The following is a 16,482-nucleotide window of genomic DNA, read 5'->3' on the forward strand; positions in this document are numbered from 1 at the left end:
AGGCTAGGCGTCGATCTGGGCGGCCTCCACCGCGTAGGCGCCCTCGATGATGAACTCCTTACGCGGGGCGACCTCGTTGCCCATCAGCATCTCGAAGACGCGCTCGGCGGCCTCGGCGTCGTCGACGGTGAGGCGCCGCAGCATCCGGTGCTGGGGGCTCATGGTCGTCTCCGCCAGTTGGTCGGCGTCCATCTCGCCCAGGCCCTTGTAGCGCTGGGGCTCCTTGAACTTCTGGCCCCGCTTGGTCAGCTCCAGGTGCTTGCGCTGGTACTCGGCATCTGAGTAGGTGTAGATGTACTTGTCATAGCCGCGCTTGGGATTGATCAACTCGAAGCGGTGCAGCGGGGGCACCGCGGAGTAGACACGGCCTGCCTCGACGAGGGGACGCATGTAGCGGAAGAACAGCGTGGCCAGCAGGCAGCGGATGTGCGCGCCATCGGAATCCGCATCCGCCATGAAGATCACCTTGCCGTAGCGGGCCGAGTCGACGTCGAACGTGCGCCCGGAACCGGCTCCGACCACCTGGATGATCGAGGCGCACTCCGCGTTCTTCAGCATGTCGCCGACGGAGGCCTTCTGCACGTTGAGGATCTTGCCCCGGATGGGCAGGAGCGCCTGGTATTCCGAGTTGCGCGCCACGTTAGCGGTGCCCAGGGCGGAGTCGCCCTCCACGATGAACAGCTCGGTGGCGTCCACGCTGGTGGAGCGGCAGTCCTTCAGCTTCGGGGGCAGCGTGGAGGATTCGAGCGCGTTCTTGCGGCGCTGGGTCTCCCGGTGGGCGCGAGCCTGCACGCGGGTGCGTGCCGCCGCCACCACCTTCTCCTGCAGCGTGCGCGCCATCTGGCGCGTCTTCGAGGCGGTGAGGAACTTACCCATCTCCGCCTCGACGATGCGGGCCACCAGTCGGTTGACCGCCGGCGTGCCGAGGACCTCCTTGGTCTGCCCCTCGAACTGCGGCTCGGCCAGCCGGACCGTAACCACCGCGGTGAGGCCCTCGAGGCAGTCGTCCTTGACGACCTCCTCGCCTGCCTTCAACAGGCCGCGGGTGCCCTCGTACGACTTGACCAGGGCCCGGGTGAGGCCGCGTTCGAAACCCTGCACGTGGGTGCCGCCCTTGGGCGTGGCGATGATGTTGACGAAGGACTTGAGCACCGTGTCGTAGCCGGTGCCCCAGCGCACGGCGATGTCGACGTCGAGGTCACGCTCCACATCCGTGGGGGTCATGGCGCCGGAGCCATCCAGCATCGGCACGGTCTCCACGAACGAATCGCGCCCCTGCAGCCGGATGACCTCGGTCAGCGGCGCATCGGGGGCCAGGAAATCTGCGAACTCCGCGATACCGCCGACGTGCAGGAAGGTCTCCTCGGCACGCTCCGGGCCACGTTCGTCCACCACCTCGATCTTCAGGCCGGGGACCAGGAACGACGTCTGGCGGGCCCGGTCGTGCAGATGCCTGATGGAGAGTTCGGCATCAGCGAGGAAGATCTGCCGATCGGGCCAGTACCGAACCCTGGTGCCGGTGGTGCCCTTCGCGACCCTCTTCCCCTTGCGCAGACCGCTCTGCGGTGTGAACGGCGCGTCCGGGCCGTCACCGTCGAACACACCTGGCACGCCGCGCCGGAAGCTCATCTCCCAGGTGGCACCGTTGCGGTCCACCTGCACGTCGAGCCGCGAGGCCAGTGCGTTGACGACCGAGGCGCCCACGCCGTGGAGACCGCCGGTGGCGTTGTAGGAGGAGTTGCCGAACTTGCCACCTGCGTGCAGCTTGGTGAAGACCACCTCGACGCCGCTCAGCCCGGTGCGAGGCTCCTTGTCGACGGGGATGCCTCGAGCGTGGTCGTGTACCACCACTGATCCGTCAGCACCCAGCTTCACCTCGATGTGGTCACCATGGCCCGCCAGTGCTTCGTCGACGGCGTTGTCGATGATCTCCCAGAGGCAGTGCATGAGGCCGCGGGTGTCCGTGGAACCGATGTACATCGCGGGGCGCTTGCGCACCGCTTCGAGGCCTTCGAGGACCAGAAGGTTCTTCGCCTCGTAGTCGCGGGACATCTGTGGATTCTTCGGGGTCTGCACCTGCACAGGTTACCCGTGGGGCCGCGGGTACGCCGCGAGCGAAACGCTGCGCCGGGTGCCAGGGAACAAAACCGGCCTCCGGTACGTTGAAGATGGTAAGAATAAAGGACAGGAGGCCATGATGACCGAACTCGTGACGGATCCCACACTGACCGCGGTCGATCGTTGTGATCGCTGCGGTGCCCAGGCCTACCTGCGCGTATTCCTCCAATCCGGCGGTGAGCTGCTGTTCTGCGCCCACCATGCCAACGCCCACCGCGAGAAGCTCGTCGAGGTGGCCAGCCGGATCCAGGACGAAACCAGCAGGCTCAGCCAGAACTGAGCCACCGCTCAATGAGGGCTCGAGCGATCGACGCCCCCGCGGGGAGGATCACCTCACCCGAAGCAACGGCGGCGGCGAGATCTGAGCGGGTGTAATAGGCACCCTCGACGATCTCGTCGCCGTCGACCTGTATCTCCGTGCCCACCGCCCGGGCTTCGAACCCGAGCATCAGGGAACGCGGCATGGGCCACGGCTGTGAGGCGACGTAGCTCAGGGACGTCAATCGCACCCCCACTTCTTCCAGCACCTCCCGGTGCACGGCCTGCTCAGCCGACTCACCCGCCTCGATGAACCCGGCGATGATCGATACGCGCCGGGGCGCCCACTGCCCCTGTCGTGCCAACAGCAGCCGATCGGACGGATCGGTGATCGCCACGATGACGCACGGATCTGTGCGTGGGAACTGGAGCGCACCGCAGCCCATGCACACACGCCTGGCGCCCGCCAGTTCCGGCACCGTGGCAGAGCCACACACCTCGCACGGCGGCTGACCCGCATGCCAGCGGGCCAACGCCACCCCCATGGCCAGCGGGTCGAGCTCATCTGGATCAGCGTCGCGCCAGCACATGGCCTCACCTGAGACCTCGTCCACCGTGCGCGCGAACCATGGCACGCCGTCCACGGTGCCCAGGAGGAGATCGCCTTCGTGCCGCTCCCCCGGCGCCTCGACCGGGCGTGGCCTGCCCTGCGAGGAACCAATGGAGCCGTGGGCATCGATCTCCACCACGACGGCGGTTCCCCAGAGCTCCCTCAGTTTCTTCTCCGTTCGGTGGAGCGGGAGCCGATCGAGCCTCGAGGGCTCATCCCAGAGCGTCACTACTGCACCTCCAGTGCCTGATCGATCAGTTCGACGGGCGCCTCCACGAAGCGCAGGTGATCGGTCAGCACATGGTAGAACGCGGCTCCCACCACGGACGGATCCACGCCTCGCGCCTCGGCCCATGCCTGCCGGTAGACGGCCAGCTGCAACGGATCTGCGGCCTTGGTGGAGGTCTTCCAGTCGACCACCAGATACTGCAGAGCGTCCTGCGGCCACGCGTAGACCGCGTCGATGCGCCCACGTAACACGTGCGGGCCCCGTCGCATCAGGAACGGCACCTCCACGCCGAGCGGCGTGCGCTGCGCGAACCGCCCGGCCTCGAATGCCTCGATCAGGCGGGTGAGCTCGTCGGTGGGGGCTGCGGGTTCAGGCTCGATCTCTTCGAGTGAGGCAGGCAGCAGGAAGCGTTCCTGCAACCATTCGTGGAAACGCGAGCCCACACGGGCCGCTGGCGAAGGTGGCCGGGGCATGCGCCGCAGCAGCCCTGCGGCGAACGAACTCTGATCCGCCTGCAACGCCATCAGCGCGGTGGCCGACAGCCCGTCCGGCAACGCCACGTCCCTGTCCGCCCGGCGGCGGGCCAACTCCGCGAGGTGCTCGATGGTTTCATCCCACTCGGCCAGTCGCCGTTGGTCCTCGTCCCCCAGGACGCCGGATTCCCACGCCCACGCGTCGCGCTCCTCCCGGGTCCGCCCGGACAGGTCACCGGCCTGTGTGATGAGTTCGGCCGCAGACACACGGCGGGCCAGCGCCGCCTCATCCAGTTCCACCGGCCAGGCGGCCCTCGCCGGTTCCGCCGGGATGGGATTGGTCTGGGTGGTGCGGGTGGCGTTGTCGAGGTAGGTGCCCGCCGCCTCGCAGCTCTCTCTGATCACGGTGAAATACGGCGATTCAGCCCGAGGGCGGACGTTGCCGGGGGTCCAGATGTGCGCGGAGGCGACCAGCAGGCTCCGAGCCCTGGTGGCTGCCACATAGGCCAGCCTGTCCTCTGAGAGGCAGTGATCCGCCTTGAGCGCGTCCCGATAGGCATCGATCCCCTTCTTCGTGTATTCGCCCAGTTGGGGAATCGAACCTGCGTCTCCCCGCAATGGTGCGGGCAGCACGTCTGCACGCTGTGGCCACACGCCCGAGCGGGACTCAGAGGGGAAGACCTTGTCCACCAGGCTCGGCAGGAAAACCGTCTCCCACTCCAGCCCCTTGGCGCGGTGCACCGTCATGAGCTTGACCGAATCCGCCTCGCTGGGCACGGCCTGCATGAGGCCCTCCCCGTGCTCCCATTCGGCGTCCAGGTACGCGATGAGGCCGGTGAGACTGCCGTCTCCGTCGACGTCGACATAGCTGGCCACTTCGGCAACGAAGCGGGCCACCTGGCTGGTGTCGCCGCCCGTGGCGATCAGTTCCGCCTCCAATCCGAGCGTGGCTATCACGCGGGTGACCAGATCTGCCACCGGTTCTGAGGCGTAGCGACGAAGCGCGGTGATCTCGCCGTGGAACGTGGCCAGCCTGCGGCGCCCCTCAGCGCTGACGGGGGCGTCGCCCGGATCTGCCACGGCGTCCAGCAGGCAGACCACCTCTCCTGGATCCGCCTGCGTGACCGCCCGGATGAGGTCGTCCTCCTCCGGGACCGACGCGGACTCGGCAGCCAACTGGCGGGCCCTTGCGCCCAGCGCCTCCATGTCGGCCAGCCCGATGTTCCAGCGGGGGCTGGTGAGCAGCGTGGCCACCGACGGGTTGGCGGTGACATCCTCCAACACCCGTAGCGTCGCGACGATGGGTGCGACCTCCGGCAGCGCCAGCAGCCCGCCGAGCCCGACGATCTCCACCGGCACGTCCCTGTCGCGCAAAGCCTCGAAGATGGGGGCGAGCGCGGCATTTCGCCGCACCAGCACCGCCTGCTCCTTCCAGGAGGTGCCGAGTTCGTGCTGGGACAAGACGGTCTCGGCCACCCAGTCCACCTCGTCGCGGAAGGTGTCGAAGAGGGCCGCCGCCACCGCCCCGGGGCCGGCCTCCTTGGGCGCGATCAGCGCAACGCCGTCCTCGCCCGGCGCCGCGCGCAATCCTGCGGCCAAGGCATTGCCGACCTCGAGGATGCGGTGCCCGCTGCGCCGGTTGATACTCAGGCTCTGCCGCTGTGCCGGCGTGCCGTCGGAGCGCCTGAACTGGTGGGGGAACTCGAGGATGTTGCCGGATGCGGCACCCCGCCACCCGTAGATCGCCTGGTAGGGGTCCCCCACCGCTGTCACGGGAAATCCCATCGCCTCCGAGTCCACCGGCCCGGTAAACAGGCGGCGCAGCAGTTCCGCCTGCGCCGAGGACGTGTCCTGGTACTCGTCGAGGAGCACCACGCGAAACCGACGCCGCAACTGACCACCCACTTCGGGCACGTGCGTGACGAGCCGGACAGCCTCACGCAACTTATCTGCGAATTCCACGACGCCGAGCCGCTGCTTGAGGTCCTGGTAGCGGCTCACGAGCGAGACCAACTCACGGCGCTCCGCGGTGGCGTCCAACGCCTTGGCGACATCGCGCATGGTCTTGCCGCGGAACAGTGGCGCCTGCCGGAATCGGGTCTCGGCAGCTGTGCACTCCTCCAGGACAGCCTGAGCGGTGACCAGGTGGGAGGCCATCTCCGCATCCAGTGAAAGCACCCGTTCGGGGATGGAATGGTGGCTCAATCTGCTGATGCTGCCGAAGGGACCGGGGGCATCCGCGACCACCCGCGTGGCGAGGCGGAATCTGCTGGCGCCCGTCACCATCACCGGATCCCGGTCGATGCCGATGCGTAGCCCGAACTCGCTGACCAGGCGGGCGGCGAACGAATCGTAGGTCATGACCAGTTCGGCGCCCTCGCCGTCGAGGCCTGTGAGCACGCCGGCCTTGTTGAGCGCGTCCGCCACCCGCAGCGCCAGCTCGGCGGCCGCCTTGCGGGTGAAGGTGAGGCCCAGCACCTCCTCGGGCCGCACCTGCCCCGTGCCGACGAGCCAGACGACCCGCGCAGCCATCACCGTGGTCTTGCCGCTGCCGGCACCCGCGATGATCACCGCCGGTTCGAGGGGCGCCGTGATGCACTCGAGTTGTTCATCCGAGAACGGGATGCCCAGGGCATCACACAACTGCTGCGGATCTGTGAAGACATGGCTCCGGATGGGGTGGATCGTCACCGGATCGCCCCCTTTCCGGTGCCGGCCAGGGCCGGGCAGGAATCTGTGAACGGGCAGTACCTGCAGGCGGAGCACTCGACGGCTTCGAAGCGCCCCCCGCGAAGGATGTCCACCGCGGTGGCCAGCCTGTCATGGACCCACGTGGGGCCCACCGCCAACTCTTCGCCGGCCAGGGCCGGCGCGTCGTCGATCGACGGCTGCTCGACCACCTCCGGGAACACCTCGCCGCCGCGCAGGAACATCAGCGCGGGCGGCGCGACGGCCGTAGCTCCGCCCGCCACCGCGGAGAATGCGCCGAGGCTCGCCGCCAACTGATAGACGCCCAACTGAGGGTTGTCCACCACCTCCGAGGCGCGTTGCACACGTCTGGCTGTCTTGAGATCCACCACCCTGAGCCGGCCATCCGGGGTGCGTTCCAACCTGTCCACGGAGCCGCGGAGGACCACCGGCTGGCCCGCCACCTCCAGCTCCAGCTCGAACGGCTGCTCGACCGCAACAAGCTCATGTTCGTTGGTGCTCTGGTACTGGGCGAACCGATCGACAGCCGCGAAGATCTCCGAGCGTTCAGTGGCTGAGAGCCATTCGGTCTCAAAGGGGATCCTGCTCCAGACCGAGTCGAGACGGGCGCGCATGTCCTCTGCGGTGAGCCCCTCCAGCGCCCCCTGTTTGGCCACCAGGTGGACGACATCTCCCACAGAGGCCCGGGACTGACGGGCGGGCTCGGCCTGTGCGCGGCGCGAGAGGAACCACAGGCGGGGACACTTGAGCAGTTGCTCGAGCGATGAGCCGTTGAGGTGCACCGGGCCCCGCTGCTCGCGGTCCGCTCCGCTGGCCTCCCGCATGCCCCACCAGGTTCCCGGTGACGCTCCGGGGAACGCGGGGGCACCATCAGGGTTCTGCACTGCGGCCATGTCTGCCAGGCGCAGCGCCGCCGCCCGGCGCAGGCCCGGGGGAACCGATTCGTCCACCATGGCGCGGCGCAGGTCACCCACCAGCGCGGCGGCGGACAGCAGCCGCCCCGGCCTGCCGTTGACGCGCTGCACCTCCACGCCGAGTTCGGCAAGGAACCTTGAAGGCCTGCCGCCCTCGCCGTCGACGCCCTGCACGGCGGAGACATGAAGTCCTGAGCGGGCGCGGCTGCACGCCACGTGGAACAGGCGCCGCTCCGGGAGCAGGTTGGACTCCTGGCCGGGGACCGCAAGCCCATCCGGCCCCAGCCTGTCCGCGTCGATCAGGAGCCCGGCCCTGGTCAGACGGGGCCATAATCCCTCTTGCACCCCGATGACCCAGACCCTCTCCCATTCCAACCCGCGTGTGCGGTGCGCCGTCACGACCCGCACGCCCCGGCCGCTGACGTCCAGCTCACGGCCCGTGTCCGCCGGGATCTCCTGGCCCGACAGCTCGCCCAGGAAGGTTCTGGCCCCGGCCGCACCCCGGAGATCATCTGCCCGCGCGGCCTGCTCGAACAGCTCCACCATCGCGTCGAGATCCGCATCCGCGCGCCTGGCCCCCCGCAACGCGCGTTCCCGCAGGTCCTCAGGCCACCCCGTGGCCGCCCACACGTGCCACAGCACCTCCTGAACCTCCGCCCCACGCGTGAGCAGGGCTGCACCCTCCGCCAGGAGCGTGCCGAGGGCTGCCGCCTGCTCGGCTTCCGGCAGGTTGATCCCCTCCAGGAGCGCGGGTTCCGCCAGGCAGCGACTCAACAACACCCCCGAGGTGCCCTCCGCGCGGTGCCGGGCGAGCAACGCACGAGCCAGGCGTCGCTGCCCCACGCCGTCGAGGCCGCACAGCGGCGAGGACATCAGGAGGCGGGCCTGATCCGCCTCCGGCGCTCCCCCGTCGGCGCACACGCTCAGGGCGAGCAGGAGCACCGCCACCGCGGGCTGCTCCGCCAACGCGATCTCGTCGCCGGAGACGTCCACGGGCACCCCCAGCCGGATGAGCTCCTTCGCCACCGCGCTCAGCTGAGCCCTGCCGGCGCGGGTCACGACCGCCAGATCCGCCCAGGCGAGCCCACCCTGCGTCACGGCCTCCCGCAGCTGTGTGGCGACGTGCGCAAGCTCCGCAGACTCATCGTCATAGACCGTGGCAGTGACGCTGCCTCCGGTGTGCTCCGGCGCCAACGGACCTGAGGCGTTGCGCTGATCCAGCCGCAGCCTCAGGGCGTCCAGTGCCTCCGCCACCGCGGCCCTGCTACGGAAGCCCCTGCCGAGGTGCGCCAGGCGAGCCCCGGGCAGTGCAGCGAGATCAGCCATGGCGGTGGCGCTTGCGCCCCGGTAGCCACCGATCCGGGAGTGCGGATCTCCCGTCGCCAGGACCGGCAGCCCGAGCCGGGCGAGGTCCCCCACCAGCCCCACCTGGGCGTGATCCGATTCGTGCGCATCGTCGAGCAGGACGGCGTCGAAGCTGCCCAGCACGCCGTTGGCCACCGGCTGCTCCGTCAGCAGCAGGCGGGTGCGGTAGACCAGCTCCGCGTAATCCAGCGTGCCGTCGAAATCCGCGACGGTGAGGTACTCCTCGATGAACCCTGCTGCGGCCAGGAACAGCTCATCACCCGCATCCGTTGCCATGGCCGCGATGGATTCCGGATCCAGGGACAGTTGTCGAGCCCGGGCCAGCACCTCGCGGAGTTGCCGGGCGAAGGCCCGCGTGCCGACGGCGGCGCGGAACTCCTCCGGCCACGCTCCCGGGCCACGCCCCTCCAGCAACTCCCGGATGCGCGCCTCCTGCTCCGGCGCCCGCAGCAGGCGCCAGGGGCTGTCCTCGTGTGGGCGGTAGCGCCGCAGCAGACCCAGCGACAAGCCGTGGATGGTGGTCACGTGCGCCTCGGTCTGTGCCCGCTGCAGGCGCCGGGTGATGTCCCGGCGCAGAGCTTGGGCCGCCGACCTTGAATGTGCCAGGACGATCAGCCGGTCCAGCGAGGATCCCGCCGCGACGCGGGCCGCTGCAGCCTCCGCGATGAGGGTGGTCTTGCCCGAGCCCGGCCCGCCGAGTACCACCGAGACGGCCGGGGCAGGCGCCGCCAGCGCCGCCTGCTCCTGGGTGAGGGGCGGCATGGCGACAGGGGCGGGCGGCACCACGCGGAAACTCATGGCCACCATGCAACCACCTGGGGCTGACATTTTCACACCGCGGCTGCCATGCTGGGGCGCAGGAGGTCACCGATGAGCGAGCGCATCACCACCGAGATCGACGGGCTCACCCTGAGCTTGAGCAATCTCGACAGGCCGTTGTTTCCGACCGGCTTCACCAAGGGAGAGCTCATCAGCTACTACGTGGAGATCTCGGAGATCCTGCTCCCACACCTGCGGGACCGCCCGCTGACGCGGGTGCGGTTCCCCAGCGGCACAGGAGGCGAATCGTTCTACGAGAAGAACGCGCCGGGCGGGACGCCGGAGTTCGTGCGCACAGTTGACGTGGCCACCAGCGCGGGGACGGTCAGCTATGTCACCGCCACGCAGCGCGCGGACCTGGCGTGGCTGGCCAACCTGGCCGCCATCGAGTTGCACACCCCACAGTGGCGCACCACGGAGGCCACCGTCGGGGATGCAGGCATCGTCCTGGAGGGCCAGGATGAGCCGCGGGCCACGAGCCTGGTGGTGGACCTCGACCCGGGGCCAGGTGTCAGCACGGCACAGTCAGCCACGGGGGCGATCCTGGCCGCGACAGCCCTGGCCGAAGTGGGCTTGGAGGCCCACCCGAAGAGTTCTGGCAACAAGGGGCTCCAGCTCACGGTGCCGATCCTGCCCACCCCGGCGTCGCAGGTCTACGACTTCGCGGTGTCGTTGGCCCGGCACCTGACTCGCCGGCACCCGAAAATCTTCGTGGCCACCATGGCCAAGCAGGCCCGCGCCGGCCTGATCTTCGTCGATTTCGCCCAGAACCTCGCGGCCCGCAACACCATCCACGCCTACTCGGTGCGCGGGCTGGACGTGCCTTCGGTGGCGACCCCACTGACCTGGGACGAGGTGGCTGCGTTGGAGGCCCCGGTGCGCACCAGCCCTTCTGCCATGCTTGACCGGATACAACGTATGGGCGATCTGTGGGCGGCAACCCTGCCCTCCACGGCGAGCCAGTCGCTACCCGACCCCCTCGACTGACAGGATGGAGCCCATGACGGACGAGTCGATCACCCCGCAGCCCCGCTCCGAGCGCGCGCACTACGTCCGCGAGCCGGCCTTCTGGGTGGCGGGCTGCAGCGACATGGGCCGGCGGCACCGCACGAACCAGGACGCCATGTGCCTGGCGGTGCGCTCCGAGCCGCGCAACGAGGCGATGCTCGCCATCGCTGACGGCGTGACCACCGCCGAGGGCTCGGAACTGGCCTCACTCGTGGCTGCGGAGACGGTCGTGCAGCAACTGATCGAGCGGGTCGGCGAGGGAACGGCACCCAACCTCGCCTTCGTGCAGGCGTTCTCCGCCGCCAACGAGGAGGTCCTCGGCGCGGCGGACGAGCCGTCGGCCTGCACCCTGCTCGCGGCGATGGTCCAACCCGGCCTGATCGCGGTGGGCAACGTCGGCGACTCCCGCGCGTACTGGCTCAGCGACGACGGATCCACGGAACTGCTGTCGACCGATGACTCCATGGCCCAGGCACGGATCATGTTGGGTATGTCCCGCGACGAGGCCGAGCAGTCCAGCCAGGCGCACGCAATCACCAAGTGGCTCGGCAGGCAGGCGACGAACGTGACGCCGTCGGTGATCACCGCCCAACCCCAGACCAACGGCTGGCTGCTGCTGTGCACCGACGGCCTGTGGAACTACGCGAGTTCGCCGGAGGACATGTCCGCGCTCTTCAGCGAGCATCTCGGCAGGACATCAGGCCCGGCGGCGCTGGCCGAGTCGTTGGTGAATTGGGCCAACGAGCAGGGCGGCAAGGACAACATCACCGTCGTGCTCGCCCGCGTCGAGCACTGACGCGGGCCGCTTGGATCCGCGGCTAGAGTTGTCCGCATGGAAGTCAAGATCGGCATCACAGACGTCGCCCGCGAAGTCACCATCGACACCACCGCCTCAGCCGATGAGGTCGTTGACCAGCTGCGTAAGGCCGTGGCTGACTCCGGCCTCTTCGAACTCGTCGACGAGAAGGGTCGCCGCGTGATCGTGCCCGCGTCCCGCGTGGGATACCTCGACATCGGCAGCGCCAGCACACGCGTCGTAGGCTTCGGCGCGGTCTGACCGACCCGCCTGGGGTAGAGTGGGCCCTCGCGGGCGCACTCTGCCCGCCTCCGGCCGCGCACCCGCGCCGTGAGCTCACTCGAAAAGGTCAGTATCCTGAGCGACAACGAGATTGCAGTCAGCGACACGTTCGCTGACCTCGGCATCCACGAATCCATCACATCGGCACTGGCAGAGGTGGGCATCGTCCACCCCTTCGCCATCCAGACCCTCGCCATCCCGCTCGCCCTCCAAGGCAGCGACGTGATCGGCCAGGCCCGCACCGGCACCGGCAAGACCCTCGCCTTCGGCGTGAGCCTGCTGCACCGCATGGTGACCCTCTCCGACGGCGAGAAGCCGGCCCACGGCAAGCCCCGCGCGTTGGTGGTGTGCCCCACCCGCGAGCTCGCGCTTCAGGTGGGACGCGACATGGACGTCGCCGGTAAGCACCTCAAGATGCGTGTCCTCACCATCTACGGCGGCACAGGCTACGACGACCAGCTCGACGCACTGGAGGCCGGCATCGACATCGCCGTCGGCACCCCCGGCCGCCTCCTCGACCTGGCCAACCGGGGGGCGCTCGACCTGAGCCACATCCAGGTCCTCGTCCTCGATGAGGCCGACGAGATGCTGGACCTCGGCTTCCTGCCTGACATCGAGCGTCTGTTGAACAAGACGCCGAAGAACCGGCAGACCCTGCTGTTCTCCGCCACGATGCCGGCGCCCATCCTGGCTCTGGCGCGCGCCACCCTGAACAAGCCCATCAACATCCGCGCCGAGGGCGACGACGCCCAGATGACGGTGCCGGACATCGAGCAGTTCGTCTACCAGGCGCACGATCTCGACAAGCCGGAGATCGTCGCCCGCCTCTTGCAGGGCAGGCAGACCGGCAAGGTGATGGTCTTCTGCCGCACCAAGCGGGCCGCCCAGCGTCTCACCGATGACCTGGTCGACAGGGGCTTCGCAGCCGCCTCCATCCACGGCGACCTCAACCAGCAGTCCCGCGAACGCTCCCTGAAGAAGTTCCGTGCGGGCACCATCCAGGTGCTCGTCGCCACGGACGTGGCGGCGCGCGGCATCGACATCGCCGACGTGAGCCACGTCATCAACTACGAGTGCCCGGACACGGACGCAACCTATGTGCACCGCATCGGCCGCACCGGCCGGGCCGGCAACACGGGCGTGGCCGTCACGTTCGTGGACTGGTCTGACCTGCACCGGTGGAAGCTGATCGATCAGGCCCTGAACCTCGACATCCCCACCCCGGACGAGACGTATTCGTCCTCACCGCACCTCTACACGGACCTGGACATCCCGGAAGGCACCCGCGGACGTGCGCCCGGCGCCCCTGCCGCCAAGGAACGCGCCGAGTCGAACCGTCGTGGCACCGGCGAGCGCAGGGGTGGCGGGCGTCGCAGCCAGCGGGGCGGAGCCGACGGCGGCGCACCGCGTCGACGCACCCGCCGCAGCACCGAGTCTGAGGGCGATCAGCCGGCGTCGGCCGAGCGCAAGCCCCGTCGCCGCCGCAGGCGTATCCGCGGCGGCGTCGAGGTCAAGCCTGACGACAAGGGCTGATCAGTACATCATCTTCATCGCCGACCGGACCTCTGCGAGGGTCTGGTCGGCGATGTCGTTGGCGCGGGCGTTGCCCCGGGCCAGCACATCGCGCAGGTGTCCCGGATCTGCCACCAGTTCGGCGCGGCGCTCGCGGATGGGGGCGAACTTCTCGTTGACGGCCTCAGTCACGAGCTTCTTGAGCCCGCCACCGCCGCCGTCGCCGATCTCCTCGGCGATCTCCACCGGCTCCCTGTCGAGGCACAGCGCGGCGAGGTTGACCAGGTTGGAGACCTCGGGGCGGTTCGTCGGGTCGTAGGTGATGTGGCGGTCAGAATCCGTGACGGCGCGCTTGAGCAGCTTGGCCGTCTGCTCCGCGGTCATACCGATCTCGATGGTGTTGTTCTTTGACTTGCTCATCTTGGTGCCGTCCAGGCCCAACACTGTGCCGGACTTGCTGAGCAGCGCTTCGGGGCTGGGGAACACCGGCCGGGACTCGTCGGCCCGGCCGTACCGCTCGTCGAAGCGACGGGCGATCACGCGAGCCAACTCGAGATGCGGCAGCTGGTCCTTACCCACCGGAACCAGGTTGGCCTTGCAGAACAGGATGTCGGCCGCCTGGTGCACCGGGTAGGTCAGCATGAGGCCGGACATCGGCCGGTCGCCGGTGTCGTCGGTCTCCGCCTTGACGGTGGGGTTGCGGCGCAGTTCAGCATCGGTGACCACGGAGAGGAACGGCAGCATCAGCTGGTTGAGTGCCGGCACCGAGGAGTGCGTGAAGAACGTCACGTGCTCTTCGTCGAGGCCGGCGGCGAGGTAATCCGCGAGCAGCGAGTAGACGCGTTCGCGGATGGGGCCCATGCCGTCGCGGTCCGTGATGACCTGGTAATCGGCGATCAGCACCATCGTCTCGACACCCAGCGAGGCCAGCCGCACCCGGTTCTCCAGCGAACCGAAGTAGTGCCCGATGTGGAGGTTGCCCGTGGGCCGGTCACCCGTCAAAATGCGGAACCGGCTGGGGTCCTTCGCCAACTGCCTCTCGATCTCCAGGCTGCGCGCTGTGGAGCGCGCCAGCGACGCATCGATGTCGGAAGAGATCTCGTCGGTCACGGACATGAGGGAACCTGCCTGGGTGAGTAGTGGATGTGCGGCACCCAGCCTATCGCTCTGCCCGTCGTCAGACGATCTGGCCGCCCCTGGACTTGACCCGGCCCATCAGGTCACGGAAGGCGGACTTGCGGGTGAGGTGGGCACCCAGCGGGTTGTTCTTCTTGCCGAGCCCGTGGTAGTCGCTGGATCCGGTGCGCACCAGCCCGAGCCGGGCCCCCATCTCGAACAGCAGCGAGCGCGCCTCGTCGTCGTGGTCCGGGTGGTCGACCTCGATGCCCTCGAGTCCGTAATCGCGTACGAGTTGCTCCAGGTACGGTGCGTCGATCACCTCCCGGCCGCGGCGCGCCCACGGGTGTGCGATCACCGCGACGCCTTTGGCACCGTGGATGAGCTCGATCCCGCGCTCCAGGGACGCTGCGTAGCGCTTCACGTAGCCGGGCCGGTCCTCCCCCAGCCACTCAGCGAACGCGGCGTCGCGGTCCGCCACATAGCCCTTGGAGACCATCGCATCGGCGACGTGGGGGCGCCCGACGGCGGGGGCCCCCATGGAAACCTGGTTGACATCATCCATGGTCAGTTCGAGCCCGGCCTCGTTGAGCCTTTCGACCATCAGCGGCAACCGGTGGCTCCGGCCGTGGCGGATCCGGGCCAGCTCCTCGCCGAGGTTGCGTTCGTAGGGGTCGCAGCCGTAGCCGAGCAGGTGGACGGGACGTCCCTCCACCTCCGTCGACATCTCGATCCCGCACAGCACCTTGACGCCGATGCGCTTGCCCGCCTCCTGCGCCTCGAGCACGCCGCCGAACGTGTCATGGTCGGTCAGGGCGATGACGTCCAGATCCGCCTGGAGGGCCTTCATGACGAGGCTGGTCGGCGAGTCGGTGCCGTCCGAGACGCGCGAGTGCGTGTGCAGGTCGATTCTCATGGCCTCATCCTAGGCACTCCGGCACCCCTGTTGGGCTACCTGAAGGAGGTCTCACGCCAGGTAGCCTTGAGGCATGGATCTCGATTACACCCACACGTACGCAGCAGAGCCCGAGCGCGTCGTCGCCCTCCTCCGCAACAAGGATTTCATCGCCGACGTAGCCCGCCACGCCGGCGCCACGGAACACGACGTCGACATCAACGATCAGGCCACGATCCTGACGATGTCGCTGCCGGTGCCCGAGTCGATCGCCAAGTTCGTGGGCCGCACGATGAAGCTGAAGCAGACCTTCCGTTTCCAGGCGCCGCAGGCCGATGGCAGCATCCATGGCACCGTGGACGTCGACGTGCCGGGCATGCCTGTCGACGTCACCGCCAACGCGGCGATGCTGCCCCAGGGTGACGGCACGACCCAAGGCCGCTACACCGGTGACCTGAAGGTCAAGATCCCGCTGGTGGGCAAGAAGGTGGAGGCCCAGGTGGAGCCTTACATCCGCCAGGCTTTCGCCGGCCTTGAGCGCCGGGCAGCGGACTGGCTCAGCCGCTGATCAGCCGGCCTTGCTGGCCGAGGCCTCCTCGCGCCGCTTCTTCGCCGCCTCCACCGACGCCTTGAGCGCAGACATCAGGTCGACCACGTCGCCGGTGGGGGCGGAGCGGTCGTCGTGCTCAGGCATGTCGACGCCGGCGAGCTTCGCCTCGACCACCTCGAGGAGCGCCTCGCGGTAGGAATCCGTGTAGGCCTCCGGATCAAAGGTGCCTTCGAGTTGGTCGATGAGCAGCTTGGCCATCTCGATCTCCGCATCGGAGATCTTGATCTCGTCCGACGGCGCGGCGAACTCCCCGTCGCGCAGTTCATCGGGCCAGTACATGGTGTGCATCAACAGCAGGTCGTCCTTGGCGCGGATGAGCGCCAACGACTCCCGGCTGCGCAACGCCACCTTTACCACGGCGACCTTCTTCTCCTTGGCCAGCGCCTCCCGCAGCAGCACGTACGGCTTCTGCCCCGCAGCCTCCGCCTCCAGGAAGTAGGTGCGCTGGAAGAAGGTGGGGTCGACCTCATGTTCGTCGACGAACTGCACTACATCAACGCTCTTGAGCGTGGTCAGTGGCAGGTTGGAGAAATCCTCGTCCGTGAGGATGGCCATGCGTCCGTCGCTGGCCTCGTAGCCCTTGGCGATGTCGGCGAACTGCACCACCTCCCCGCACTTCTCGCATACTCTCTGGTAGCGGATCCGGCCACCGTCGCTGGAGTGCACCTGCCGGAAGCTCACGTCCCGGTCCTCGGTAGCTCCGTACAGCTTGACGGGGATGGAGACCAGGCCGAAGGAGACCGCCCCCTTCCAGATGGAGCGCGGCAT

13 protein-coding genes are annotated in these 16,482 nt (G+C 68.6%); 6 read left to right on the top strand and 7 right to left on the bottom strand.

Going from position 1 to position 16,482, the window contains the following annotated elements; all coding sequences use genetic code 11:
• Positions 1-3 precede the first annotated feature (3 nt).
• The gene (locus tag BN1186_RS12545) at positions 4-2,052 is read right to left on the bottom strand and encodes a DNA gyrase/topoisomerase IV subunit B (protein ID WP_040284361.1); all 2,049 of its coding nucleotides are present in this window, start codon (positions 2,050-2,052) and stop codon (positions 4-6) included.
• 142 nt (positions 2,053-2,194) lie between these two features.
• On the opposite strand from BN1186_RS12545, the gene BN1186_RS12550 reads away from it, so the two are divergent.
• Entirely contained in the window at positions 2,195-2,398 is a 204-nt protein-coding gene (locus BN1186_RS12550; protein WP_040284362.1) for a DUF7455 domain-containing protein, read from the top strand.
• On the opposite strand, the gene nudC is transcribed toward BN1186_RS12550, so the two are convergent.
• The 3 genes from nudC to BN1186_RS12565 are packed head-to-tail and all read right to left on the bottom strand — an operon-like array spanning position 2,385 to position 9,474.
• Positions 2,385-3,215 carry an NAD(+) diphosphatase gene (gene nudC / locus BN1186_RS12555; RefSeq protein WP_052460143.1) on the bottom strand — a complete coding sequence of 277 codons (831 nt, stop codon included), beginning with the start codon at positions 3,213-3,215 and terminating at the stop codon, positions 2,385-2,387. The two genes, BN1186_RS12550 and nudC, sit on opposite strands and share 14 nt — an antisense overlap.
• A complete protein-coding gene (locus tag BN1186_RS12560) occupies positions 3,215-6,379 on the bottom strand; it encodes an ATP-dependent DNA helicase (RefSeq protein WP_180349079.1) in 3,165 nt (1,054 codons plus the stop codon). Before BN1186_RS12560 ends, nudC begins: the two co-directional genes overlap by 1 nt.
• Positions 6,376-9,474 (bottom strand): ATP-dependent helicase, encoded by a 3,099-nt coding sequence (locus BN1186_RS12565; RefSeq protein ID WP_180349080.1) that lies wholly within the window; start codon positions 9,472-9,474, stop codon positions 6,376-6,378. The genes BN1186_RS12560 and BN1186_RS12565 overlap by 4 nt, the downstream gene beginning before the upstream one ends.
• 72 nt (positions 9,475-9,546) lie before the next feature.
• Here BN1186_RS12565 and ligD point away from each other — a divergent pair, with 72 nt between their 5' ends.
• The 4 genes from ligD (at position 9,547) to BN1186_RS12585 (ending at position 13,114) form a co-directional block, all read left to right on the top strand.
• Complete coding sequence (ligD, locus tag BN1186_RS12570) at positions 9,547-10,482, top strand: non-homologous end-joining DNA ligase (protein ID WP_040284363.1); 936 nt, start codon at positions 9,547-9,549, stop codon at positions 10,480-10,482.
• A gap of 13 nt (positions 10,483-10,495) precedes the next feature.
• Positions 10,496-11,299, top strand: coding sequence for a PP2C family protein-serine/threonine phosphatase (locus tag BN1186_RS12575; RefSeq protein WP_052460145.1), 804 nt, complete (start codon positions 10,496-10,498; stop codon positions 11,297-11,299).
• Between the two features lie 36 nt (positions 11,300-11,335).
• Positions 11,336-11,560 (top strand): DUF3107 domain-containing protein, encoded by a 225-nt coding sequence (locus BN1186_RS12580; protein WP_040284364.1) that lies wholly within the window; start codon positions 11,336-11,338, stop codon positions 11,558-11,560.
• A gap of 69 nt (positions 11,561-11,629) precedes the next feature.
• Positions 11,630-13,114: a DEAD/DEAH box helicase gene (locus BN1186_RS12585; protein WP_082031402.1), complete on the top strand. Its 1,485-nt coding sequence runs from the start codon at positions 11,630-11,632 to the stop codon at positions 13,112-13,114.
• On the opposite strand, the gene trpS is transcribed toward BN1186_RS12585, so the two are convergent.
• Positions 13,115-14,209, bottom strand: coding sequence for a tryptophan--tRNA ligase (gene trpS / locus BN1186_RS12590; RefSeq protein WP_040284365.1), 1,095 nt, complete (start codon positions 14,207-14,209; stop codon positions 13,115-13,117).
• A 61-nt stretch (positions 14,210-14,270) separates the two neighbouring features.
• Positions 14,271-15,125 carry a PHP domain-containing protein gene (locus tag BN1186_RS12595; protein WP_040284366.1) on the bottom strand — a complete coding sequence of 285 codons (855 nt, stop codon included), beginning with the start codon at positions 15,123-15,125 and terminating at the stop codon, positions 14,271-14,273.
• 73 nt (positions 15,126-15,198) lie between these two features.
• On the opposite strand from BN1186_RS12595, the gene BN1186_RS12600 reads away from it, so the two are divergent.
• A complete protein-coding gene (locus BN1186_RS12600) occupies positions 15,199-15,672 on the top strand; it encodes a DUF2505 domain-containing protein (protein WP_052460146.1) in 474 nt (157 codons plus the stop codon).
• Here BN1186_RS12600 and ku read toward each other — a convergent pair whose 3' ends face one another.
• Entirely contained in the window at positions 15,673-16,482 is an 810-nt protein-coding gene (ku, locus tag BN1186_RS12605) for a non-homologous end joining protein Ku (protein ID WP_040284367.1), read from the bottom strand.

This window comes from Tessaracoccus massiliensis (assembly GCF_000826065.2).
GTDB lineage: Bacteria > Actinomycetota > Actinomycetes > Propionibacteriales > Propionibacteriaceae > Arachnia > Arachnia massiliensis_A.